This is a genomic window from Aeromonas sp. FDAARGOS 1406, from assembly GCF_019048565.1.
In the GTDB taxonomy this organism is placed as follows: Bacteria; Pseudomonadota; Gammaproteobacteria; order Enterobacterales; family Aeromonadaceae; genus Aeromonas; species Aeromonas caviae.
Map to the genome: position 1 here is coordinate 2,291,721 of NZ_CP077378.1, position 23,280 is coordinate 2,315,000.

Here is a 23,280-nt window from a genome sequence, read left to right on the forward strand (position 1 = left end):
AGGCATTCCCCCTCAAGCCCCTTTAAATAGGACTAAGAGCCGTATCCCGGCATCAACGGTTAACATAATTGCATCATTTTGTTTGACATATTGAACGGCCTTGGCAGACTGGAAGCAGGATCCAGGCTGTCGTTGCCAAGGCTGACCGACGATTCTGGCACTCTGGCGCGACCCTGATCCCACGACCATGCCTTGAGGCATGCCCTTGCGAGCCGAGGCGGCAAGGGCCTTCCCAAGGCGCAGGATGAGACCGCCAAGGATAGCCAAGGTGACCTATGCCCAACCTCAGTTCCCATAACAAACCCGTCGTGCTGATGACCATGGGGGCCCAGGCCCGCAGTGGCCACGCCTACCAGGTCATGACCCACAAATACATCAAGCCTCTGGTGGAGATCAGCGGCTGCGTGCCGCTGCTGGTGCCCACCTGCTGTGGCACCGAGGATCTGGAGCAGTATCTGGACCTCGCCGACGGGGTCTATCTGAGCGGTGCCGGATCCAACATCGATCCTGCCCTCTATGGCCAGGAGAACCTCACCCCGGAGAAGCCCCAGGACAGGGACAGGGATCTGTTCGATATTCCCCTGGTGCGCGCCGCCCTCGACCGTGGCCTGCCGATCCTCGGGATCTGCCGCGGCATGCAGGAGATCAACGTGGCCCTGGGAGGCGACATTCACCAGAAGGTCTATTGCGAGCCGGGTTATGACGATCATCGGGAGGATGCGGATGACCCGGTGGACGAGCAGTATGGCGAGAGCCATCAGGTCGAGCTGGTGCCCGGTACCTGGCTGGCCGAGCTGATGGGGCAGCCGTCGATTCCGGTCAACTCCCTCCACGGGCAGGGGATCAAGACGCTGGCCAAGGGGCTGGCCCCCCTGGCCCATGCCGAAGACGGGCTGATCGAGGCGATCCACGCTCCCGCCCTCTCCCCCTTCCTGCTGGCGGTGCAGTGGCACCCGGAGTGGAAGGCCAGCGAGAACCCCCACTCCATCAAGCTCTTCACCGCCTTTGGCGACGCCTGTCGCCGGTTCAGGCAGCAGGTCGGCTAGTCGCCGACCCCTTGCCCTTGAGCCTGGGCAGGGCCTCGTACATCGGGGGCTACCCAGAGGCATCCGACGTGACGGGCCTGTGACCCCCCCACGCCATCAAGCTGCCCACTGCTTTCGGCGACGCCTCCTGCCCGTTCAAGCAGCAGAAGTGCTAGTCGCCAAATCCCTTGCCCTTGAGCTTGGGCAGGGCCCCGCGATCAGGGCGCAGGGTTCGGCAGACATCCAGCCCCTTGAGGCCCCGCTGGATATGGTCCGGGGCCTGCCCGAGCACCATGCCGTTGCCGCGATAGAGACGGGCATCCTCCAGCTCGAACAGCTCGCCGCCGATGAGCAGTTGCTCCCGGCCATTCACCACCTTGCCCCGTTTCAGGGGCAGGGTCATGTCCACCTGGATCTCGCCGGTGGCACACCCCTCGCGCCAGCGCGCCTCGTCGGAAAACGGGGAGATGGCGATCTCCCGCCAGGATCCGTCCCTGAACTCCATCCGGTAACGGTCTTGCACCAGATCGCATCCCGCCAGCATCACGGGGATCGCCAGCCAGATGACACCCTTCATTCCCTTCACGCCCTTGCTCCCTTGTTATTATTGCCAGATATACATCACGGAATCTGTCCCTCATCCCCAGCTCAGAGCAGCAGGGTGGCCAGATCCTGCAGCAGCCCCAGCTCCACATCCGGCAGCAGCGACAGCGACTGCCAGGACTGACCGCTCTCGTTGAGCCAGGCGGCCCGAAAGCCGTGCAGCCTGGCCCCCAGCACGTCGGTCACCGGGTGATCCCCCACATGAAGGATGCGGCCGGGGGCCAGCCTCAGGGCCTCTTGCACCTGCACGAACATGTCGGGCGCCGGTTTCATTCTGGCTCCCGCTCCCGCCTTGCAGACCAGGGTGAAGTAGCCAGCCAGACCTGCCTGCTCCAGATCCAGGTTGCCGTTGGTGATCACCGCCAGCGGGTAGCGCGCCGCCAGACGAGCCAGCAGGGCGTGAGTCGCCTCGCTCACCTCTATCTTCGAGCGCTCGGCCATGAAGCCGGTGAACACCGCCCGGGCCTGCTGCTCCGCCAGCCTGGGCTCCATGCCCCCCTGCACCAGGGCCTCGCGAATGCCACGCTGGCGCGTCAGGCTGACGTCGTGGCTAAGCGCCGGGTGGTCCAGCAGCAACTGGCGCTTGAGCGCGAGCCAGCGCGGCTTGTCCAGCATGGCGGTAGCCAGGTATTCGCTGCGCAGGTGGTCCAGCATCCACTGTTCCGCCCGCGCGATGGCGGGGCCGTTGTCATAGAGGGTGTCGTCCAGATCGAACGAGATGGCGGCCACCGGCTGCCAGCGACGGTAAAACTGCATGGCTGTTCCTCTTTACTCCTCATCCTCTGGCGTTGCGGGCTCCCGCCTGACCCGGGCGACGTGGAGATTGTCATCCCCGCAGATCGCACACCACATCACTCATCCTCCGGCGTTTCCGGATCTCGCTTCGCCCGCGGGTGGGCACTGTCATATACCTTGGCCAGATGCTGGAAGTCGAGGTGGGTATAGATCTGGGTGGTGGAGAGATCCGCATGCCCCAGCAGCTCCTGCACCGCCCGCAGGTCGCCGGAGGATTCCAGCATGTGGGTGGCGAAGCTGTGGCGCAGCTTGTGGGGATGCACGTGGGCATTGAGAGCCTGCTTGTTGCCCCAGCCGTCGAGCCGCTCCTGTACCGAGCGGGCCGAGAGCCGCTGCCTGCGCTTGGAGACGAACAATGCCTCCCCCTCGTCACCGGCCAGCAGGGGGCGTACCTTGAGCCACTTGTGCAACCACTCCACCGCCATCCGCCCGATGGGCAGCACCCGCTCCCGTGAGCCCTTGCCGATCACCCTGAGCTGGCGCTCGTCGAGCTTCACGTCCGCGAGGTTGAGCCCCACCAGCTCGGCAAGGCGCAGGCCGGAGGAGTACATCAGCTCCATGATGGCGCGATCCCGCACCGCCAGCGGATCCTGCTCGTCGGTGATGTTGAGCAGCTGGTACATCTCGTCCACGTCCAGGTTCTTGGGCAGGGGCCGCCCCTGCTTGGGGGTGACGATGCCACGCGCCGGGTTGGCGGTGAGCCGCCCCTGGCGCACCTGCCAGTCGCAGAAGCTGCGCAGGGCCGACACCTTGGTGGCAAGGGAACGGGGCGCCAGCCCTCCCTTGTGCATCCGGGTCACCAGACTGCGCACCTGGCTCGCCTCGAGCCGGGCCCAGTCGTCGACCCCGAGCTTCACCAGCTCGGCGGTCATGGCTTCCAGGTGGGCCTGATAGTTGCTGCGGGTGTGGGGGCTGAGCTGGCGCTCGACCCTCAGGTATTCGATAAAGGCGTTCAGCTCCCCCGCCAGTGCGACCGGCAGGGGGTCGGCGGCAGGGGGCGTCCTGGCAGGGGATCGGGTCGTTGCCTTAGCCACGGGCCAGCTCGGGCAGACGCAGCTGCAACAGACGCCCCAGCTGACCCAGCAGCAGGGTGTCGTTGTGGGGGGTGAAGTGGCTGGGATCCGAGCTCGCGAAGGCCAGCACGCCGAGCTCCCCGAGCCGCATCAGGGCCACCGAGTTGACCAGCACATCATTGCCAAACAGTGCCTGCTTCTCGCTCTGGTTGAGGCGACCGAAATAGTAGTCCGTGCCGGGCAGGCGCTGCCCCAGCAGTTGTTCGAGCTGTTTGCCCTGCGCCAGGAAACGCTGCTCGGGGCCGCTCAGCTGGAAATGCCTGGGATTGAGCCAGAGCCGCAGGCCGGTGAGTCGCAGCCGCTGGACGAAGGCCTTGCCCATCACGGCGCTCAGCTCGAACAGGGTCTGGCAGCCGTAGATCTCCCCGTAGAGATCCGCATAGACCCGGAAGATCCGCTCGTTCTCGCTGGCGACCCCCATCAGTTCGGTGATCTCCTGCTCCAGCTGCTCGATGCGCTCCCGCTGTCTGTCCAGCTGGCGCTCCACCAGGGAGATGGTGCCCTTTTGCGCATGGGGAATGCGGATCTTGTCCAGCATGGCCCCGTGACGCAGGAAAAACTCGGGATAACGGGCCAGGTACTCCAGCACTGTGGCTTCATCCACCAGTGATTCCTGCCGTTTGAGTTCGCTCATAACTTGGTTGATCCATCCGAAAAAGGGGCCAAGGGCCCCGATATGATCCGTTGATGGAGCGGGATCACCCGCTCCTTGTCTACAACTCTATCTGGCCGTCAAAGACGTGCTCGGCCGGCCCCGTCATGTAGACGGGCTGACCCGGTCCCTTCCAGGCGATGGTCAGCTTGCCACCCGGCAGGGTGACGGTGACCCGCTCCTTGAGCTTGCCCTGGCTGATGCCTATCACCACGGCCGCACAGGCCCCGGTCCCGCAGGCCAGGGTCTCCCCCACCCCGCGCTCGAAGACCCGCAGCTTGATCTCGCTGGCGTTGGCCATCTCCATGAAGCCGACGTTGACCCGTTCGGGGAAGCGCTCGTGGCGCTCCATGATGGGTCCCAGGGTCTCCACCGGCGCATCGGCCACCGAGGGCACCTCGATGACGCAGTGAGGGTTGCCCATGGAGACGGCGCCGCACATCACGGTGTGATCCTGGGCCCGCAGCAGATACGTCTTCTCCGCCTTCTGGGCACGGAACGGGATCTTGCCCGGCTCGAACTGGGGCACCCCCATGTTGACCGTGACCTGGTTCTCCCCTTCCAGCTGCAGAGTGATGCGGCCCCGAGCGGTGCTGACCGCGATGCGATCCCGGTTGACCAGCCCCTTGAGACGCACGAAACGGGCGAAGCAACGGGCCCCGTTGCCGCACTGTTCCACCTCGCTGCCATCGGCATTGAAGATGCGGTAGTGGAAGTCGAGCTCGGGGTCATAGGGCGGCTCCACCAGCAACAGCTGGTCGAAGCCGATACCGAAGTGACGATCCGCCAGCTTCTTGATGATGTCGTTGCTGAAGAACACCTTCTGGGTGACACCATCCACCACCATGAAGTCGTTACCGAGGCCGTGCATTTTGGAAAACTCAATCAACATCGCGCGTTCCTGTCTCACCGTTAATCACGCTCTCACATGGAGGAACGCTGAAAATCCATCCATCACGGCAGCAGGTGCTCGCCACGCCAGAGATCCGCCAACTGCTCCCGCTCACGGATGAGGTGCGCCTGGTCACCGTCCACCAGCACCTCGGCCGCACGGGGTCGGGTGTTGTAGTTGGAGGACATGGTAAAGCCGTAGGCGCCAGCGGAGCGCACCGCCAGCAGGGAGCCCTCGGCAATCGCCAGGGTACGCTCCTTGCCGAGGAAGTCGCCGGTCTCGCACACCGGGCCCACCACGTCATAGAGTGCCTTCTCGTGGGTCGCCCGGCTGTCCACCTCGATGATGTTCATCCAGGCGCCGTAGAGGGAGGGGCGCAGCAGATCGTTCATGCCGGCGTCGATCAGGGCGAAGTTGCGGGTCTCGCCGGGTTTGAGGAACTCGACCCGGGTCAACAGCACACCGGCGTTGGCGACGATGGCGCGGCCCGGTTCGAACAAGAGGGTCAGATCCCGGCCCGCCAGCTTCTGCTTGAGCGCCTCGGCATACTCGGTGGGGTGCGGCGGCTGCTCGGCGCCGTAGTTGACCCCCAGACCGCCGCCCACGTCCAGGTGATGGATGTGGATGCCTTCCGCCGCCAGCTCGTCGATGAGCTTGAGCAGCTTGTCCGCCGCCTCCATAAAGGGATTCAATTCAGTGAGTTGCGAGCCGATATGGCAATCCACCCCCTTGATCTCGATGTGGGCCATGGCCGCTGCCTTGCGGTAGATGGCGGGCGCCTGTTCGATGGGGATGCCGAACTTGTTCTGCTTGAGGCCGGTGGAGATATAGGGGTGCGTGCCTGCGTCGATGTCCGGGTTGACCCGCACCGAGACCCGCGCCTTCTTGCCCATGCTGCCTGCGACCCGGTTCAGGCGCTCCAGCTCGGCTTCGGACTCCAGGTTGAAGCAGAGGATCTCTTTTTCCAGCGCAAGGCGCATCTCGGCTTCGCTCTTGGCGACGCCGGAGAAGACCACCTTGGCCGGATCACCGCCCGCCGCCAGCACCCGGGACAGCTCGCCGCCGGAGACGATGTCAAAGCCCGAACCGAGGCGTGCCAGCAGATTGAGCAGGGCCAGGTTGGAGTTGGCCTTGACCGCATAGCAGATCAGGTGGGGAATGTCGCCAGCCGCCTGGTCGAAGGCATGCCAGTGGCGTTCCAGGGTGGCGCGGGAGTAGACATAGAGCGGAGTGCCGTACTGGTCGGCAAGCTGTTGCAGGGGAAGCTGTTCGGCCTGAAGCTGACCGTCTGCGTCGTAGTTAAAGTGATCCAAGGGGGCGGTTCCTTCCTAGATTATTGCGGCGCGGCCTCTGAGGCCGGTGTAGCGGTCGCAGGCGAGGCGGCTTGCGGTGTACTCTCTGTCATGGGCTGTGTCTGCTCTGCAGGTGCGGGCTGTTCGGCCGGCGGCATGTAGAGCGGCCCCGTCAGGCCACAGGCGGCCAACCCGAGCGACAGCGACGCGGCAAACAGGCACTTGGTGAACTGGGTAATCATAATGGTTCGCTGCGAAAAAATTTTTGGCCCTCTATAATCGCACTCACATTGTTAAAAGCAACAGGATAAACCGATGAAGGATCACGAGTATCACGCCCTGACCGACGCCTTTTTCCAGTATGTGGAAGACACCATCGACGAGGGGTATCCGGATATCGACTGCGAACGCGCCGGCGGGGTGCTGACCTTGAGCTTCGAGAACAAGACCAAGGTCATCATCAACAAGCAGGAGCCCCTGCACCAGATCTGGGTCGCCACCCGGGAGAACGGCTTCCACTTCGAGCTGCGCGGTGACAGCTGGATCGACAACCGCTTCGGCGACGAGCTCAAGGCCCTGCTGACCCGGGCCTGCACCACCCAGGCCGGCGAGCCCGTGGTCTTCTCATGACGGATCTGCATCCCGAAGGTGCCCGCCATGCGGTGATCTGGCTGCACGGGCTGGGGGACTCCGGCGCCGGCCTCGCCCCCCTGGTGGAGGCGCTGGCCCTGCCCGCCGACCTGCCCGTCCGCCATCTGCTGCCCGATGCGCCCGAGCGCCCCATCACCATCAACATGGGCTACCGGATGCGCGGCTGGTACGACATCAAGAGCTTCGAGGATCCGGCGGATCGCGCCGTGGAGTCCCATGTCAGGGAGTCAGCGGCCCGTATCGCCTCGCTGATCGAACAGTTGGTGGCCGAGGGTTTCGCCCCCGAGCGCATCGTGCTGGCCGGCTTCTCCCAGGGGGGCGTCATCGCCTCCTTCACCGCCCTGCGTCATCCGGTGCCCCTGGCAGGCCTGCTCTGCATGTCCACCTACCTGGCTGCGCCCAACACCCTGCCCGGCGAGATGAGCAAGGCGGCCCGCGCCCTGCCCATCTGCTACATGCACGGCATCTATGACGACGTGGTGAACCTCTCCATGGGCTGGGACGCCAAGAACCGGCTGGAAGCGGCGGGACTCAGCCCCGAGTGGCACGAATACCCCATGCGCCACGAGATCTGCCGCCCCCAGCTGGGCGACATTCGCAGCTGGTTGCTGGCCCGCCTCGGCGCCTGATTGTCGGATAACGGGTAAGACAACGGCCTGCATCAGCAGGCCGTTTGCTTTCATCCCTGACGGCGATGCTCGACGGCATCCCCCCACTGGCTGCGCCCCCTCCACGCCTGATTCCCGCACCACGGATAGGACAACGGCCTGCATCATGCAGGCCGTTTGCCATCTTGCCGGTGCTGTTATCAGCGCATCATCCTACTTCCCGCGCCGCTCCTGGGGTGTCCCGCTGCGGGCTCTGGCTGCGGTAGGGGATCACATCGAGTTTGTCACCCACCTGCACGATTTCGTAGTACTGGGGCAGGTTGAAGTTGCTGAACTGACCCGCATTGCTGAATCGCTCGTGACCCGAGGTGTAGAACCGGTTCACCCCCTGTACCAGTTCGTCCTTGTTGCCGGCGAAGTGCTGGTAGATCTCCACCCGGTTCGCCTCGTCCAGGATATAGATGTTGGTGCCTGCATCCCGGGTATCGAAGAAGAACTGCACCAGCCCTTCGCTGGCGTAGGCGTCGACGATGCCGGGCAGGTGCTGGCTGTGAGTCTTGTCGAGGCGCAGCGGCAGGTGATCCAGCTTGTTGTGGGAGATGTGGCGGTAGAAGTCGATGGCGTTCTCCAGCTTCTTCACCGACACGCCGCGCCGCTCGAAGAAGATGCCGTACTTCTCCTTGCCAAGCGCCAGCGTCTTGACCAGCTGCTGCTTGTCCCGGGCCAGACGCAACTCGATGCATTCAGCCACAAGCTGCTGGAAGCGGGTGCGCACCAGGGAGCGGAAGTGCTGGCTATAGCAGAACACCTCGATCATCTCGGGGGCCGCGGCATCTTGGTGCATCTTGCCGAGTATGGTGGTGAGGGCGTCCACCACGGCTTCCTCCCCCTCGAAGTGCAGGGTGCGGATCTCGCTCCAGGAGTTGCGATAGACGAGATCCACGGATCCCACCAGACACTCCTGGTTGCGACCGAACGAGAAGACATCGGCGGCGTTGGCATCGAACTCGATCACCTGCCCCACCCAGTGGCTGGACGGGTCCGTCTCCAGGTTCAGGAAGATGGAGAGCTGGCGGATCTCGCACGGCCGGCTCAGGGCCAGGTTGGTCGCGCGGGGATACTTGACCGGGAAGGTCCCGGAGAGATCGCGACAGAACTGATGCAGGTTGTCGATGTGCAGATCCGAGCCCTGGTTGAACAGGTGCACCCGGGACTGGGGCGTCAGCAGGCCGTTGAAATAGGCCCAGGCCACCAGCTTGCTGATGTAGCCGTTATATTCGAGCGGCGCCCGGCCGATGATGTCGGCGGGTTCGAGGGAATGCTTGTAGAGATACCAGCCGGCGCGATTCAGGCGGCCGTGGGGTACCTGTACCAGGCTGAGATCCGGCTCGCCGAGATCCGGCGCAATCTTGAGGTTGATGCGCTGCACCTTGCCCGGCAGGCTCTCGAATGCGGCATAGAGCTTGCGCGACAGGATGCCGATGTCTTCCGGGTTGATGGACTCGCTGATGTTGTTGCGCCGGGCGAACTGGATGAGATTGCGGTAGCTCTGCATCAGAGCCTCCAGCAACTCGGCGTAGGCCACCTTGACGTCCTCCACCTTCCACTCCTGGCGGTGATCAAGGTGGTAAAGGCGCTCCGGACTCCAGCCCCAGTAGGCCACCAGCTGGGCCATCTGCTCCCGGCGCCAGTCCGGGGAGTGATCTTCCTTGGGATGGCTCAGCCCGTCGCACACCTTCAGATAGAAGCAGCGACGCACCAGATCGAGGCGCTGCATGTCGCCGATGGACTTGAGGTAGTTGGTCACCTTGTCCAGCATCAGGCAGTAGTTGTCGAGGCGGTAGTGCATCCCCTCGTTGTGCTGGAACCAGTCGCGACTGGTCACCGACAGCAGCCGGGTGTTGGGATACTCGTGGGAGTAGGCCTCCATCAGCACCGACTTGAGCACCGCCTTGTAGGGGGAGTCGATCCCCTTGTAGAGCTGCCACAGGGCGGAGCCGAAATACTCCTCGGCAGGAATGCGATCAAAGCCGCCGAGATCGAGCCAGTCATCCTGGCTCAACTTGCCGTGGGCAAACAGGCCGTTGACGTAGTCGTCGTAGTGGTCGTCATACTCGCTGGGCACCAGATACCAGAGCAGCCGCTTGCCGGCGATGTGCATGGCGCTGCGGTAGAACTCGTCGAGCAGCAGCAGGTGCTGGGCGCTGCCGCAGCTCTCCCCCTGCATCTGGGCATCGTTGCGCTGACGGAACTTGTCTTCGGGGATCAGGAAGAAGTTGAGATCGACCCCCCGCTGCTCCGCCCACATGGAGAGGTGCTGGCACTTCTGTTCCAGCAGGGCGAGGCGCTCGCTCGACAGACCGGCCACATGACAGACCCAGATGTCGAGATCCGAGTGGCAGCACTGACCGATGGAGGAGGTGCTCCCCATGGAGTAGAGGCCCTGAATGGACTTGTCGTGGGTACTGAGACCGCCCTGGCAGTTGGCGTTCTGGCAGAGATCCTGGATGAAGGCCTGCTGGGCCTCGTTGGCGACAAAACTCCAGATACCATGAGGCACATCCCCTGCCACATAACCGGGCAACAGGGGGTGATTGAAGTGCAGCATGACAGGCAGCAAGTGGAAAACCTGCTGCCCGTAGCGACTCATGAGATCCAGCGCTCGTTGCGTCTTGAGACGATTGAGTTCGTCGTAGCGCGCCACCAGCGTGTCGAGTTTAACCAGCAATGCCCTACCTATGGGGAAGAGAAATGACGCACCAAAACGGGGAGACGTCAAAAAAGTGTGATCATGTTAACAATGCAAACAGCAGTGGTAAACAAGCCCGCACACAATCACCGGATTATTTCTGACCCCGTTCGTAACGGTATCAGCGGAAAGCAATAAAATTGCTTGTTTTCAATAACTTAAAATCAATTATTGGCTGAATGAAAATAATTTTCAGCCCCCGTTTTTGAGCTTGGCCCCGCTTTTGCGGGCTGCGCCATGAAAGCCCCAGCAAAGGGTGGTAAGATCGTTTTCCTCTCAAAAGATGAAACAACTGATTGATATGGCAGCCCGAACCCTGAGAATTGCCACTCGAAAGAGCCCACTGGCCCTGTGGCAGGCCAATTTTGTGAAAGATCGGCTGGAGGCACTCCATCCGGATCTGCAGGTCGAACTGGTGCCCATGAGCACCCAGGGTGACAAGATCCTCGACACCCCCCTCGCCAAGGTCGGCGGCAAGGGGTTGTTCGTCAAGGAACTGGAGACTGCCATGCTGGAAGGGCGTGCCGACATCGCTGTCCACTCCATGAAAGACGTACCTGTGGAGTTCCCCGACGGACTCGGCCTGCACACCATCTGTGAGCGCGAAGACCCGCGTGATGCCTTTGTTTCCAACCATTTCAACCAGATAGACGAGCTGCCTCAAGGGGCCGTGGTCGGCACCTCCAGCCTGCGCCGTCAGTGCCAGCTGCGCGCTGCGCGCCCTGATCTCGTGATCCGCGACCTGCGGGGCAACGTCAACACCCGCCTCGCCAAGCTGGATGCCGGTGATTATGACGCCATCATCCTGGCCGCCGCCGGCCTGAAACGACTGGAGATTGCCCATCGTATCGCCGCCTTCATCGAGCCCGAGCAGAGCCTGCCCGCCAACGGCCAGGGGGCGGTCGGCATCGAATGCCGCCTCGACGATCACGAGCTGCACGCCCTGCTGGCGCCGCTCGAACACCCCGAGACCCGCATCCGGGTGCTGACCGAGCGCGCCATGAACCGCGCCCTGCAAGGGGGCTGTCAGGTTCCTATCGGGGCCTATGCCCTGGTACAGGGAGAAGAGGTATGGCTGCGCGGCCTGGTGGGCAGCCCGGATGGCAGCCGCGTCATTCGCGACGAGATCCGCGGCCCCCTGGCAGAAGGCGAGGCACTGGGCCACACCCTGGCCCAGCGCCTGCTGGCCGCCGGCGCCGACGTCATCCTGGCCGAGGTCTACCGGGCATGAGTGCAGCACAGCCAGGTTCGCGGTCATCTGCTCGGAGCGCCCCCTGATGGTCCCCCTGGTGGTGCGCCCGGCCGCCCAGGCCAACCAGCTGGTGCAGATGCTGCACCAGCTGGGTCACGCACCGCTCTGCTGTCCGTTGCTGGAAACCCGGCCGGGATGCGACCTCCCTCACCTGGGTGACATGCTGCGGGAGGCGGACCTCGTTATCGCCGTCAGCATGCATGCCGTTCATTTTGCACATCATTTTCTGTTGCAAACTGGTCAGACCTGGCCACATATTGATTACTTTGCAGTCGGCCAGGCGAGTGCGGATGCCTTCGCCGAGGCGGGCATCCAGGCCCTGTGCCCGGCCGATCCCCGCAGCGAAGGGCTGCTGGCCCTGCCGGCACTGCAAGGGGTGAGTGGCCGCCGGGTGCTGATCCTGCGCGGCAACGACGGGCGGGATCTCATCGCCCGGACGCTGGCCTCACGGGGCGCACTGGTGCACTATTGTGCCACCTACGATCGCCACTACCCCGATCTTGACGGGGACGCATTGACCCGCCACTGGCAGGCAGCCGGGCTCGACAGCCTGCTCATCACCAGTGGCGAATTGTTGCAGCGGTTGCTGGCCCTGGTGCCCGGCCCGCAGCACCCCTGGCTTTATGACCGCCTGCTGGTGGTGCCCAGTCCCCGGGTGGCCGAGATGGCAGAAGGGGCTGGTTTTACCCGTATCGTGATTGCCCAAGGTGCATCCAACCAGGCTCTGGTGGCCGCCCTGGAACTGAGGAAGATGGAATGACTGAACAGCAAGAAGTCCAGCCGAGTGCCGCGGCCGCCGTGGCCGACAACAACAAGCCCGCGCCCGGAACGACAGGGAGCAAGAAGGGCAGCTCTGGCACCGTGCTTGGCGGCATCGCCATCCTGTTGGCCCTGGGGCTGGCCGGTGGTCTCTATGTCCACGGACACCAGAACGCCGTTGCCCAGCAGGCCGAACTGGTAGCCCTCAAGCAGCAACTGGCCGGCGCCATGACCAGGATTGATCAGGGCAGCAGCAAGGATGCCGAACAGATCGGTGCCCTCGGCAAGAGCCAGCAGCAGTTGCAGGAGGCGCTGGACGCCTTGCAGACCAAGGTGCTGGATCTGGACGACAAGCGCCCCAACGACTGGATGCTGGCCGAATCCGAATACCTGGTGCGCATGGCGGGCCGCAAGCTGTGGCTCGAACACGACATCGTCTCCGCCATCACATTGCTCGGCAACGCCGACGAGCGCATCAAGGCGCTCAACGACCCCAGCCTGATGCCCATCCGCAAGGCGCTGGCGGAAGACATCGCCAAGCTCAAGGGGATGCCGCGAGTCGATCGCGAAGGGTTGACCCTGAAGCTGGCCGCCCTCTCGGACCAGATCGAGCTGCTGCCCCTCTCCACCGTTAGCATGCCGGAAGCCAAGAGCGAGCCCGACCAGACCGTCAGCACCAACCCGGACGAGTGGCAGAGCAACCTGAAGAAGAACTGGGTCAAGTTCACCGAAAACTTCATCACCATCCGTCGCCGCGATGGCGCCGTGGAAGCCCTGCTCTCCCCGCAGCAGGAGATCTTCCTGCGGGAGAACCTCAAGACCAAGCTGCTGCAGGCCCAGCTCGCCGTCTATCGTGAACAGCAGTCCCTCTATGTCGACAGCCTGGAGAAGGCCCAGCGCTGGCTGACCCAGTATTTCGATGCCGACAACAGCGCCACCCAGTACATGCAGTCCGAGCTCGACAAGCTCAAAGGCGAGCAGATCCAGTTTGACTACCCGGATCAGTTCAAGACCCAGACCATGCTGGAACAGGTGCTGACCGAACGCCTGCAACGCATCCTGGCCGGCAACTGAGGAGGAGACCATGATTCGTCTGATCGTCATAGTCGCCGTGATGGTGGCGGGCCTCATCTTCGGTCCCGAAGCCTCCGGCAACAAGGGTTATGTGCTCATCTCGCTGGGCAACTACACGGTGGAATCCTCGGTCACCAGCGCGGTGATCCTGGCGGTGCTGTTCTACGGCGCCCTGCTCATCGTGGAATGGGTGCTGGCCCGCCTGTTCGGCCTGCGCCGCAAGACCCAGGGCTGGTTCGGCTCCCGCCGCCGCCGCAAGGCCAACCTGCAAACCGTCAATGCCACCCTGGCCATGGCCGAGGGGCACTACAACCAGGCCGAGAAGCTCCTCATCAAGGGCGCAGACAACAGCGACACCCCGCTGCTCAACTACCTGAGCGCCGCCCGGGTGGCCCAGGCCCGGGGCGATGACGTGCGCCGGGATCACTACCTGCAGAAAGCTCAGGAAGAGAACCCCAAGGCAGAGCTGGCACTGACCCTGATCCAGACCCAGTTGCAGATTGAGCAGGGCCAGTACGACAGCGCCCTCGGTCGCCTCGAGTCCATCTATGCCCTCAACCCGCGCCACCCCATGGTGCTGGATCAGCTGCGTCAGGTGTATCTGGCCCGTGAAGACTGGGCGGCCCTCATCGATCTCGCCCCTGCCCTGCGCAAGGTGGGCAAGCTGACCGCCCAGCAGGAAGAGACCCTGCTGCACCAGGCGTGGTGCGGTCGTCTGGAGGCCGCCAGCGGCTCCCTCGACACCCTGCGCACGGTCTGGCAGGGACTGCCCCGCAAACAGCGCCAGGATCCCGTGTTGCTGGCCAGTTACGGGGATCGCCTGCGCCGATTGGGGGCCGATGCCGAAGCCGCCGATCTCTGGCTGGAGGCCCTGCGCAAGGATCCCTCCCCCGAGCTGTTCGCCCGCCTGCCCAAGCTCAAACTGGACGACTACCAGCCCATGCTGACCCTGCTCAGAAAGATCCAGGATCAGCCTGGCGCCGAAGCCGCGCTGGCCCGGGTCTGCCTGCTGGCCGGCCAACTGGACGACGCCCAGCGCCTGCTGGAGCAGGAAGTGGCGAAGGCGCCGGATGCCGCCCTCTACCACGCCCTCGGCCAGGTGATGGACAAGCGCCGCCTGACCAACAAGGCCAACGAGTACTACCGCCAGGCATTGCAGCTGGCCGACGTCTGATCGGCGCATCTGCCTGAATATGGTTTGCATCTTCTCCTCCGAATAGATGGAGATCTCGATGGGACAGGGCGTAAACGAACACAATACAATTACTCTGATTTTTAAACTGGCCCTGGTCGAGCAGATTGAAGAAGGCAAGCTCACCTATAAACAGACGCAGACGCGTTATGACACTCAGGGCCGCTCTACCTGAGCTAGGTGACGGACACCTGCTCACGCAAAATAGTGGCAACTAAGAGATGAATGCCGAGTCGATGGTGATCGAGAAAACACTGAAGCAACAACGTGACCACGGAAAGCTTATTCATCATTCGGACCACCAGGTGCAGTATTGTTCGGGGTTGTATCAGTCATTGCATGAACAACACGGGGTCAAATGCTTGATGACAGATACTCATAACTGTCACCAAAATGCACTGAGATCTTGAAAAGAGAGTCACTGCTGCAAAGCCTGCAGAGGCTGGCGCAGGCGGGGAAAAGTGCGAAAGGCAGTGGATACTTATAACCTGGAGCAACCGCATCAGGCATTGAAATACAGAACCCCTGATGTGACGCATCGGGGGTTCTGAGTGCTAAAAGCTAGCTGAAAATGTGTAGACCTATCTCAGGACTAGACACCATAGTCCAGATCGGACGGAGGGGATCAGTGCCCCGCCAGTTTCATCTGCTCGACCAGTACGGAGCCGGTCTTGAGGCTGGAACGCTCATCCTCATCACTACCCACCGCCACGATATGGCTGAACATGTCGGCCAGATTGCCAGCAATGGTGATCTCCTCCACCGGATAGAGGATCTCGCCATTTTCAACCCAGAAACCGGCTGCGCCGCGGGAGTAATCACCATTGACGATGTTGACCCCCTGCCCCATCAGCTCGGTCACCAGCAGGCCGGTACCCATCTCCTTGAGCATGCCCTGGAAGTCCTGGCCGGTATTGGAAACCTGCCAGTTATGGATACCCCCGGCATGGCCCGTGGTGGTCAGGCCCAGTTTGCGGGCGGAGTAGGAGGTGAGCAGCCAGCTCATCAGCTCGCCGTTGCGGATGATGTCCATGTCGCGGGTGCGAACCCCTTCCCCGTCGAACGGGGTGCTGGCATGTCCTCCCGGCAAGTGGGGGAACTCCTGGATGGTGAGCCACTCGGGCAGGATCTGCTTGCCCAGTTTGTCCAGCAGGAAGCTCGACTTGCGATAGAGGTTGCCCCCGCTGATGGCCATCACCAGATGGCCCCACAGACCGGCAGCGGTATCGGGGTGGAACAGCACAGGGGCATGGCGGGTGCTGATCTTGCGAGCCCCCAGGCGGGAAACAGTGCGCTCCACCGCCTCGTCAGCGATGCGCTGGGGGCTCCACAGCCCGTCCAGGGAGCGGCTGGAGGAGTAGCCGTAGTCGCGCTGCATGTCGCCATCCTGCTCGCCGATCAGTACGCAGCTCAGGGAGTTGCGCGATGCAGCATAGCCTTTGACGAAGCCGTGGCTGTTGCCATAAACCTTGACGCCCAGGTGGCTGGAGAAACTGGCTCCGTCAGAGTGCTTGATGCGGGCATCCCGTCCCAGGGCCAGCCGCTCGCACTCGATGGCCAGCGCGATGCCACGCTGGGGATCCAGCTCGATTTGGTGGCACAGTTGCAGGTCCGGGGCATCCCAGGCCAGCAGATCCGCATCCGCAAGACCGGCGCAGTCATCGGGAGAGGTGTGGCGGGCGATCTCCATGGCCGCTTCCACGGCGGCGCGAATGGCCGGCTTGGTCAGATCCGTGGTGGAGGAGGACCCCTTGCAACCATCGCGATAGACGGCGATGCCGAGTGCGCCATCCTTGTTGAATTCGATGCTTTCCAGCTCGCAGCCCCGGGTGTTCACCGAGAGGCCGGTCTGTTTGCTGATGGAGACTTCGGCAAGCCCGGCGCCCAGCCCTTTCGCTATCTCAAGGGCCTCGGCGACCACGGCCTCGAGATGGGATTGATCCTGGCGGATTTGATCTTGCTGGTCCATAACTCACATCTGTATGAAGGGAAGGAAAGGGGCTAAGCATATCAGACCCCTGCGCCCAGCGGGAGAAGCTGGTAACATATCCGCCAAACGTGAATGACAGGAATACAGAGACCGATGAGTCAATATCAAGACGACAACGAGTGGGAAGACTGGGGCCCCAGCAAGAGCCAGCTCAAGCGTGATGCCGAGGCCTTGCAGAAGATGGGGGAAGAGATCGTCTCCCTAAGTCACAGCGAGCTGGAGAAGATCCCCCTGGATGAAGAGCTCGCCGAAGCGGTCGAGCTGGGTCGCAAGCTCAAGCCGAAGAAGGATGAGTCCTTCCGTCGCCATCTCCAGTTCATCGGCCGTCTGATGCGTAGCCGCGATGTGGCCCCCATTGAAGAGGCCCTCTCCATCATCAAGATGCGTCACTCCACCGTGAACGCCCGCCTGCACCGCCTCGAACAGTGGCGCGAGCGGCTGATCACCGAAGGCGACAGCGCCCTTAACGAGCTGATGTCCCAGTTCCACGAGCTGGATCGCCAGAAGCTGCGTCAGCTGATCCGCACCGCCAACAAGGAACGGGAGCTGAACAAGCCGCCGGTAGCCTATCGCGAGATGTACCAGTACCTGCGCGGTGAAATTGAAGATCTGTTGTAAGTGATGACTCACGTCCGCCTCAGGGCGGCGTGCAGTACACAATCAAACGGGGCCGCAATGGCCCCGTTTTTTCATACGCTATCCGCTCAGCTGCCCGCCACGCACTGGGTGTGAGTAGCGGGTTGCAGATAGGGGACCAGCAGGGGGGCCATCCCCTTGAGCACCTGTACAGGCAGCGCCGACGTGAAGCGGAACTTGTCGGACTGGCTGCCGGGTACATAGGCCGTCAGCGTGCCGAAGTGATCATCCCCGATGTAGAAGACGAAAGTCGCAGTCCGGTTGCGAGCCAGTGAACTGGTCACATTGCCGTAGCGACCCACCGTCTCGATCCGGTTGTCCCCGGTCCCCGTCTTGCCCCCCAGGGCCAGGACAGTACCATCCTGCAAGGCGAAGGCCCCGGCGATGCGCCGCGCCGTCCCCCCTTCCACCACCTTGGAGAGTGCATTGCGCAAGGCGTTGGCCACCTCGGCAGGCATCACCCGTGCCCCCTGGGTGTTCGCCGGCTCAAAGACGGTGGCGAAGGGGGTCCCCTTGGCAAAGGAGAGGTGCTCGATGCGCAGGGTCGGCGCACGAATGCCGCCGTTCTGGATGATCCCCATCAGCTCGGCCAACGCAGCAGGACGATCGCCCGAGCTGCCCAGTGCGGTCGCCAGGGACGGAACCAGGTGATCGAACGGGTAGCCCAGGCGAGCCCAGCGCTGATGGATGTCGAGGAAGGCCTCAACCTCCAGCATGGTGCGGATCCGGCTATCCCGGGCACTGCGATGACGGGTCTTGAACAGCCAGCTGTAGACCTCCTGACGCTCGTCACGGCTGGCGGTTACCGCATCGGTAAAGGTGGCCTTGTCAAACTCCTTGAGATAGGCAAGCAACCACAGCTCAAGTGGATGCACCCGTGCGATATAACCTTGATCCGGCAGAGAATATTTGCCAGGGCCGTAATTGGTATAGAGCTGCTCGATGCGCTTCTCGGTCAATTTCTCCCGCGGCAGGCGCTTGGCCAGGAAAGCGGCAAAGTCGGCCTGGGAGGCTTCCGGCATCAGATAGCGATGCACGGCGGCGAGACGCACCGCGCTGGGTTTGAGACCATCGAGGAAGGTATCGAGCTGCTCTTCTGCACTCTTGCCACGATATTTGCGCCAGAACCTCAGCAGGTAGGTCTGGCCCTCCTTGTCAGCAAACTTGGCCAGGTACTCGGTACGGCGAGGATCCCTGTCATCTTTCAACAACTGGGCACGATTTCCCTCCTTGTAGAGGCTGTAGCGGACGATGTCCCGCATCAAGCGCACGAAGGGCAGGTTGATGGATTCCCGCAGCGCATCGCGAATGGGCGGGATGCGACCGTTGTCTTCCTTGCGGAAGTTGTTGAAGGTGTGCATGCCACCGCCGGTAAAGAAGCCTTCATAGGGACTTGCGGAATACTTGCGGTCCAGTGCGGCCTCCAGCATCACCGGCAGGCTTCTGTCCTTGGCACTCATCAGATAGGCGATGGCCCAGCGGCTGATGTTGTCCTGATCGGACACTTCGATCTTTCGCAGGCTCTCCACCGGCATATTGCCGTAGCTGTCATGCAACTCGGTGACAATCTCGAGATAGGTGGTCAGCACCCGCAACTTGGCGGTGGATCCCAGTTCAAGCTTGCTGCCCTCGTTGATATCGAACGGCTGGTCCGTGTTGTCGGTCTGCACCCTCACCTTGACCCCTTCCGGCGTCTTCTCGAACAGGGTAAAGCTGTACTTCACATCACCCGTCTTCTCCGGCGAGAGCAGGCGCTCACCGAACAGGCCCACCTGGGCTGCGAATGAAGGGTCTGCCAGTTGCTGCAGATACCGTGACACCTCGTTCTGCAGCGGCATATTGAGGGTGGTGTTGGCCATCAGATCCATGCGATCCAGGTCATAAAGCTGCACCCCGAGCTGACGACTGAGACGAGTGCGAGCCACCTGCAGCCCCTTGTTGTTGTTGACTCGAGTGATGGCAGGTGCCTGCAGGAAATCGCGGAAGACCAGCTTGGCCTTGAGAGCCGACTCCATCAGGGGGGGGGTGATCATTCCCTCCTGCACGAAGAGTCGCAGATAGCTGTCTGTCAGGGTAGACAGTACCTCTCTCCCCTGCGCCAGGTAATAGGAAGGACGGCGGTGGGCGATCATCAGAGAGACAACCTGGCGCAAGGCAAGGCCCTGCTCGGCCAGGGTAGAATCCTGGTTGCGAGCGGGATCCAGCAGTCGATTCACCTCATCGACATTGGCGCCAAACCAGACCCAGAGGCCATCACCGAGACCGTGCACCTCGCCATAACCGGGCGCCGCAGAGAGCGGGACCGAGTTGAGGTAGGCCCAGGCAACCAGCTTGCGGGCCTCCAGTGTCTCGGGCCCCAGCCGATAGGCACGAACGCTGGCCGAGACCATCTGGCGGATCTTCTCGGTCGGCGAAACGGTCAGTCCATCGGGAGAATGACGATACTTTTCCACCTGGGTCGCCAGGGTGCTGCCGCCAGCAGATTGATCCTGCATATCCAGCGCCTTGCCCACCTGAGACAGCGCCGCCTTGGCAAAGCGCGGCCAGTCTACGGCCGGGTTGGCCAGCGGTTCCTTGTTGCTCAGGAGGTCACGGTTCTCGATAAACAGCAGAGACTGGATGACCAAGGGCGGTATGGCATTGAAATCCGGATAGTAATGAGTCGGATACTTGTACTGGTAGAAAGGCTCAGCACGGCAGTCATAGAGTGTCAATCCTGCCTGGACCTTCTCGGTATAAGGCACGAAGAAACCGTGGCTGGCGTAGTTGTAGAGCGCATCGGAAAAACGGACCTGCTCGCTCACCTGGTAGCCACGCTGAACGAGACGTTCCTGGATCATGGGCATCAGCACATAACCGAGTCGCTTGTCGAACGGGCCGTCGTCGGGGAAGGCTATCTGCTTGCTGGGGCCGGGTTCGAGCTGATAGGTCAGGGTGGCCGCATAGCGGGAGATCTCCTGTGACTGCAGTCGGGAGGTCTTCATTTCATAACCCACCAGGGCGATCACGGCAGCCAGGCAAAGCAAGAAGATAAAACAGAACAACCAGCGCCACCAAGGTCGGCGTTTACGCTGTTGTTGTCCGTCCGCGTTAGGTACGGATGAATCCTGAGATGCCACTTTATTTGAATCCGTCTGTTTTGATGCGCCCATATCAGCCCCACCATGGTTGCGCAATTTATTGTCTTTCAATCAAGCTTAGTCGTTTCAAGTCAAGGGCTTGAAATCTATTGACCGCTTTGCAGCGATGTTAACAGGGCGATTGTGAAAATGGGAGCCGATTGTTGCAACGCGGCAAGAGATCCGAGCTGCGGCATGAAAATGAAACACCGGCCAGAGGCCGGTGTTGACGAGAGCGGGGCGGGATTATTTGCTGGTGCTCATGCTCTTCAGCTTGGTACTCAGCTCCTTGCGCTCCTTGGAAAGCTCGGCATTTTTGATGATATGGTCATCTACGCGCTCTTCATAATCGGTCCGCATGTTGGCGATGATGGCCTGAACCTCGTCAATGCTCATACCGGGCTTGATATAGTCACTCAGGTTGTCGAGCAACAGTACCCGCTTCTGGTTGTCACGGATCTTTTTCTCGTTGTCCGCGATTTCACGCTTGAGCTTGTTCTGACGACGGGACATACGCACATATTCCAGCACATCGTTGAAGGTTGACTTGTTTACTTGTTCCATATCGGTACCACTGAGTGAAGGTGAATGAAAACAGGCGGAGAGTCCCATACCAGAAAAAGAAACCGAGACCATGGCACGGGCAAACCCGGAATGCCCCTTACTCTACCGAGTTATGATTCAGATACAACCCCAATCGCAGCGCGGGCGGTGGGTTTAGACAGAACGGCTCCGACTGGGTTATTACGCTAAAAATGATGAGAACGGAGAGAGCCAATATGTGGGTTCAATGCGGCCAGAGCAGGCGCAACTTTTTCCGGTACAGGCAACAAGTGAACGACGAACAGCACCATAGTGCCCGCTTGCACTCCAGTGAGTGCTTAATTTCAGGCAATAAAAAACCCCGCTCGAGTGAGCGGGGTTTCTTGTATTGGGTGCCTGGCAGTGTCCTACTCTCGCATGGCGAATGCCACACTACCATCGGCGCTACAGCGTTTCACTTCTGAGTTCGGCATGGGGTCAGGTGGTTCCACTGCGCTATTGCCGCCAGGCAAAATCTTCAATCTGAAAAAGCTGATGTAAGTAATTCGTTCATTCGCTACAAGGCCAGAAACACTTCTTGGGTGTTGTATGGTTAAGCCTCACGGGTAATTAGTATGGGTTAGCTCAACGTATCGCTACGCTTACACACCCCACCTATCAACGTTGTGGTCTCCAACGGCCCTTTAGGACCCTCAAGGGGTCAGGGATGACTCATCTCAGGGCTCGCTTCCCGCTTAGATGCTTTCAGCGGTTATCGATTCCGAACTTAGCTACCGGGCAGTGCCACTGGCGTGACAACCCGAACACCAGAGGTTCGTTCACTCCGGTCCTCTCGTACTAGGAGCAACTCCCTTCAATCATCCAACGCCCACGGCAGATAGGGACCGAACTGTCTCACGACGTTCTGAACCCAGCTCGCGTACCACTTTAAATGGCGAACAGCCATACCCTTGGGACCGACTTCAGCCCCAGGATGTGATGAGCCGACATCGAGGTGCCAAACACCGCCGTCGATATGAACTCTTGGGCGGTATCAGCCTGTTATCCCCGGAGTACCTTTTATCCGTTGAGCGATGGCCCTTCCATTCAGAACCACCGGATCACTATGACCTACTTTCGTACCTGCTCGACCTGTCCGTCTCGCAGTTAAGCTGGCTTATGCCATTGCACTAACCTCCTGATGTCCGACCAGGATTAGCCAACCTTCGTGCTCCTCCGTTACTCTTTGGGAGGAGACCGCCCCAGTCAAACTACCCACCAGGCACTGTCCGCGAGCCCGATTCAGGGCCCTGCGTTAGAACATCAAACATACAAGGGTGGTATTTCAAGGACGGCTCCAGCGCAACTGGCGTCACGCCTTCAAAGCCTCCCACCTATCCTACACATGTAGGTTCAATGTTCAGTGCCAAGCTGTAGTAAAGGTTCACGGGGTCTTTCCGTCTAGCCGCGGGTACACCGCATCTTCACGGCGAATTCGATTTCACTGAGTCTCGGGTGGAGACAGCATGGCCATGGTTACACCATTCGTGCAGGTCGGAACTTACCCGACAAGGAATTTCGCTACCTTAGGACCGTTATAGTTACGGCCGCCGTTTACCGGGGCTTCGATCAAGAGCTTCGCTTGCGCTAACCCCATCAATTAACCTTCCGGCACCGGGCAGGTGTCACACCCTATACGTCCACTTTCGTGTTTGCAGAGTGCTGTGTTTTTGATAAACAGTCCCAGCCATCTGGTCACTGCGACTCCCGACAGCTCCATCCGCAAGGGACTTCACCATCAAGAGCGAACCTTCTCCCGAAGTTACGGTTCTATTTTGCCTAGTTCCTTCACCCGAGTTCTCTCAAGCGCCTTGGTATTCTCTACCCGACCACCTGTGTCGGTTTGGGGTACGATGACTTGTAATCTGAAGCTTAGAGGCTTTTCCTGGAAGCAGGGCATCAATGGCTTCCGCACCGTAGTGCGTTCGTCTCGTGTCTCAGTGTTGTGTCTCCGGATTTGCCTAGAAACACCACCTACGCACTTTCACCAGGACAACCGTCGCCTGGCCCACCTAGCCTTCTCCGTCCCCCCATCGCAATTACAAGTCGTGCAGGAATATTAACCTGCTTCCCATCGACTACGCCTTTCGGCCTCGCCTTAGGGGTCGACTCACCCTGCCCCGATTAACGTTGGACAGGAACCCTTGGTCTTCCGGCGAGGAGGCTTTTCACCCCCTTTATCGTTACTTACGTCAGCATTCGCACTTCTGATATCTCCAGCATACCTCTCGATACACCTTCGCAGACTTACAGAACGCTCCCCTACCACTCACGCTTAGCGTGAATCCGCGGCTTCGGTGCCTGGTTTGAGCCCCGTTACATCTTCCGCGCAGGCC

At 61.3% G+C, this 23,280-nt stretch carries 20 protein-coding genes, 2 rRNA genes and 1 pseudogene (1 of these 23 cut by a window edge); 10 read left to right on the forward strand and 13 right to left on the reverse strand.

What is annotated here, in order from left to right; translation table 11 throughout:
- Positions 1-275: 275 nt before the first annotated feature.
- On the forward strand, positions 276-1,046 hold the full coding sequence (locus I6L36_RS10790) for a gamma-glutamyl-gamma-aminobutyrate hydrolase family protein (RefSeq protein ID WP_104455156.1): 771 nt from the start codon (positions 276-278) through the stop codon (positions 1,044-1,046).
- A 151-nt stretch (positions 1,047-1,197) separates the two neighbouring features.
- On the opposite strand, the gene I6L36_RS10795 is transcribed toward I6L36_RS10790, so the two are convergent.
- The 7 genes from I6L36_RS10795 to I6L36_RS10825 all read right to left on the reverse strand — a co-directional run bounded on the left by I6L36_RS10795 (position 1,198) and on the right by I6L36_RS10825 (position 6,574).
- Entirely contained in the window at positions 1,198-1,602 is a 405-nt protein-coding gene (locus I6L36_RS10795; protein ID WP_010672705.1) for a hypothetical protein, read from the reverse strand.
- A 71-nt stretch (positions 1,603-1,673) separates the two neighbouring features.
- Positions 1,674-2,384: an HAD-IA family hydrolase gene (locus I6L36_RS10800; protein WP_109112271.1), complete on the reverse strand. Its 711-nt coding sequence runs from the start codon at positions 2,382-2,384 to the stop codon at positions 1,674-1,676.
- A gap of 95 nt (positions 2,385-2,479) precedes the next feature.
- On the reverse strand, positions 2,480-3,457 hold the full coding sequence (xerC, locus tag I6L36_RS10805) for a tyrosine recombinase XerC (RefSeq protein WP_109112270.1): 978 nt from the start codon (positions 3,455-3,457) through the stop codon (positions 2,480-2,482).
- Positions 3,450-4,130, reverse strand: a complete 681-nt coding sequence (locus I6L36_RS10810; RefSeq protein ID WP_010672702.1) for a DUF484 family protein — start codon at positions 4,128-4,130, stop codon at positions 3,450-3,452. Before I6L36_RS10810 ends, xerC begins: the two co-directional genes overlap by 8 nt.
- Before the next feature lie 79 nt (positions 4,131-4,209).
- Positions 4,210-5,040, reverse strand: a complete 831-nt coding sequence (gene dapF / locus I6L36_RS10815; RefSeq protein WP_109112269.1) for a diaminopimelate epimerase — start codon at positions 5,038-5,040, stop codon at positions 4,210-4,212.
- A gap of 62 nt (positions 5,041-5,102) precedes the next feature.
- Positions 5,103-6,353: a diaminopimelate decarboxylase gene (gene lysA / locus I6L36_RS10820; RefSeq protein WP_039039806.1), complete on the reverse strand. Its 1,251-nt coding sequence runs from the start codon at positions 6,351-6,353 to the stop codon at positions 5,103-5,105.
- A 20-nt stretch (positions 6,354-6,373) separates the two neighbouring features.
- A complete protein-coding gene (locus I6L36_RS10825; RefSeq protein ID WP_109112268.1) occupies positions 6,374-6,574 on the reverse strand; it encodes a lipoprotein in 201 nt (66 codons plus the stop codon).
- A gap of 73 nt (positions 6,575-6,647) precedes the next feature.
- Between I6L36_RS10825 and cyaY the strand changes: the two genes are divergently transcribed.
- Together cyaY and I6L36_RS10835 are read left to right on the forward strand one after the other, a co-directional pair.
- Positions 6,648-6,962: an iron donor protein CyaY gene (cyaY, locus tag I6L36_RS10830; RefSeq protein ID WP_010672698.1), complete on the forward strand. Its 315-nt coding sequence runs from the start codon at positions 6,648-6,650 to the stop codon at positions 6,960-6,962.
- Positions 6,959-7,612: an alpha/beta hydrolase gene (locus I6L36_RS10835; protein WP_109112267.1), complete on the forward strand. Its 654-nt coding sequence runs from the start codon at positions 6,959-6,961 to the stop codon at positions 7,610-7,612. Before cyaY ends, I6L36_RS10835 begins: the two co-directional genes overlap by 4 nt.
- A 187-nt stretch (positions 7,613-7,799) precedes the next feature.
- On the opposite strand, the gene I6L36_RS10840 is transcribed toward I6L36_RS10835, so the two are convergent.
- A complete protein-coding gene (locus I6L36_RS10840; RefSeq protein ID WP_109112266.1) occupies positions 7,800-10,319 on the reverse strand; it encodes a class I adenylate cyclase in 2,520 nt (839 codons plus the stop codon).
- Positions 10,320-10,641: 322 nt separating this feature from the next.
- Here I6L36_RS10840 and hemC point away from each other — a divergent pair, with 322 nt between their 5' ends.
- The 6 genes and pseudogenes from hemC to I6L36_RS21960 form a co-directional block, all read left to right on the forward strand.
- A complete protein-coding gene (hemC, locus tag I6L36_RS10845; protein WP_216987139.1) occupies positions 10,642-11,571 on the forward strand; it encodes a hydroxymethylbilane synthase in 930 nt (309 codons plus the stop codon).
- Positions 11,572-11,617: 46 nt separating this feature from the next.
- Positions 11,618-12,352, forward strand: a complete 735-nt coding sequence (locus tag I6L36_RS10850; protein ID WP_109112264.1) for a uroporphyrinogen-III synthase — start codon at positions 11,618-11,620, stop codon at positions 12,350-12,352.
- Complete coding sequence (locus tag I6L36_RS10855; RefSeq protein WP_109112263.1) at positions 12,349-13,425, forward strand: uroporphyrinogen-III C-methyltransferase; 1,077 nt, start codon at positions 12,349-12,351, stop codon at positions 13,423-13,425. Before I6L36_RS10850 ends, I6L36_RS10855 begins: the two co-directional genes overlap by 4 nt.
- Before the next feature lie 10 nt (positions 13,426-13,435).
- Positions 13,436-14,599 carry a heme biosynthesis HemY N-terminal domain-containing protein gene (locus I6L36_RS10860; protein WP_069785406.1) on the forward strand — a complete coding sequence of 388 codons (1,164 nt, stop codon included), beginning with the start codon at positions 13,436-13,438 and terminating at the stop codon, positions 14,597-14,599.
- Positions 14,600-14,657: 58 nt separating this feature from the next.
- Positions 14,658-14,792 carry a hypothetical protein gene (locus I6L36_RS22175; RefSeq protein WP_010672691.1) on the forward strand — a complete coding sequence of 45 codons (135 nt, stop codon included), beginning with the start codon at positions 14,658-14,660 and terminating at the stop codon, positions 14,790-14,792.
- Positions 14,774-15,168, forward strand: a pseudogene (locus I6L36_RS21960) (DDE-type integrase/transposase/recombinase); the annotation flags it as partial. The gene I6L36_RS22175 and the pseudogene I6L36_RS21960, both read left to right, overlap by 19 nt.
- Before the next feature lie 74 nt (positions 15,169-15,242).
- On the opposite strand, the gene pmbA reads toward I6L36_RS21960, so the two are convergent.
- Positions 15,243-16,586 carry a metalloprotease PmbA gene (gene pmbA, locus I6L36_RS10865; protein ID WP_109112262.1) on the reverse strand — a complete coding sequence of 448 codons (1,344 nt, stop codon included), beginning with the start codon at positions 16,584-16,586 and terminating at the stop codon, positions 15,243-15,245.
- Positions 16,587-16,700: 114 nt separating this feature from the next.
- On the opposite strand from pmbA, the gene yjgA reads away from it, so the two are divergent.
- A complete protein-coding gene (gene yjgA, locus I6L36_RS10870; RefSeq protein ID WP_010672689.1) occupies positions 16,701-17,225 on the forward strand; it encodes a ribosome biogenesis factor YjgA in 525 nt (174 codons plus the stop codon).
- Positions 17,226-17,311: 86 nt separating this feature from the next.
- Here the strand turns inward: yjgA and I6L36_RS10875 are convergent, their stop codons facing one another.
- From I6L36_RS10875 to I6L36_RS10890, 4 genes are all read right to left on the reverse strand, one after another.
- Positions 17,312-20,395, reverse strand: coding sequence for a transglycosylase domain-containing protein (locus tag I6L36_RS10875; RefSeq protein ID WP_216987126.1), 3,084 nt, complete (start codon positions 20,393-20,395; stop codon positions 17,312-17,314).
- A 213-nt stretch (positions 20,396-20,608) separates the two neighbouring features.
- On the reverse strand, positions 20,609-20,926 hold the full coding sequence (gene tmaR / locus I6L36_RS10880) for a PTS system regulator TmaR (RefSeq protein WP_010672687.1): 318 nt from the start codon (positions 20,924-20,926) through the stop codon (positions 20,609-20,611).
- 373 nt (positions 20,927-21,299) lie between these two features.
- Positions 21,300-21,414 (reverse strand): 5S ribosomal RNA (rrf, locus tag I6L36_RS10885).
- 79 nt (positions 21,415-21,493) lie between these two features.
- A 23S ribosomal RNA gene (locus I6L36_RS10890) occupies positions 21,494-23,280 on the reverse strand; it runs 1,102 nt beyond the window's last position.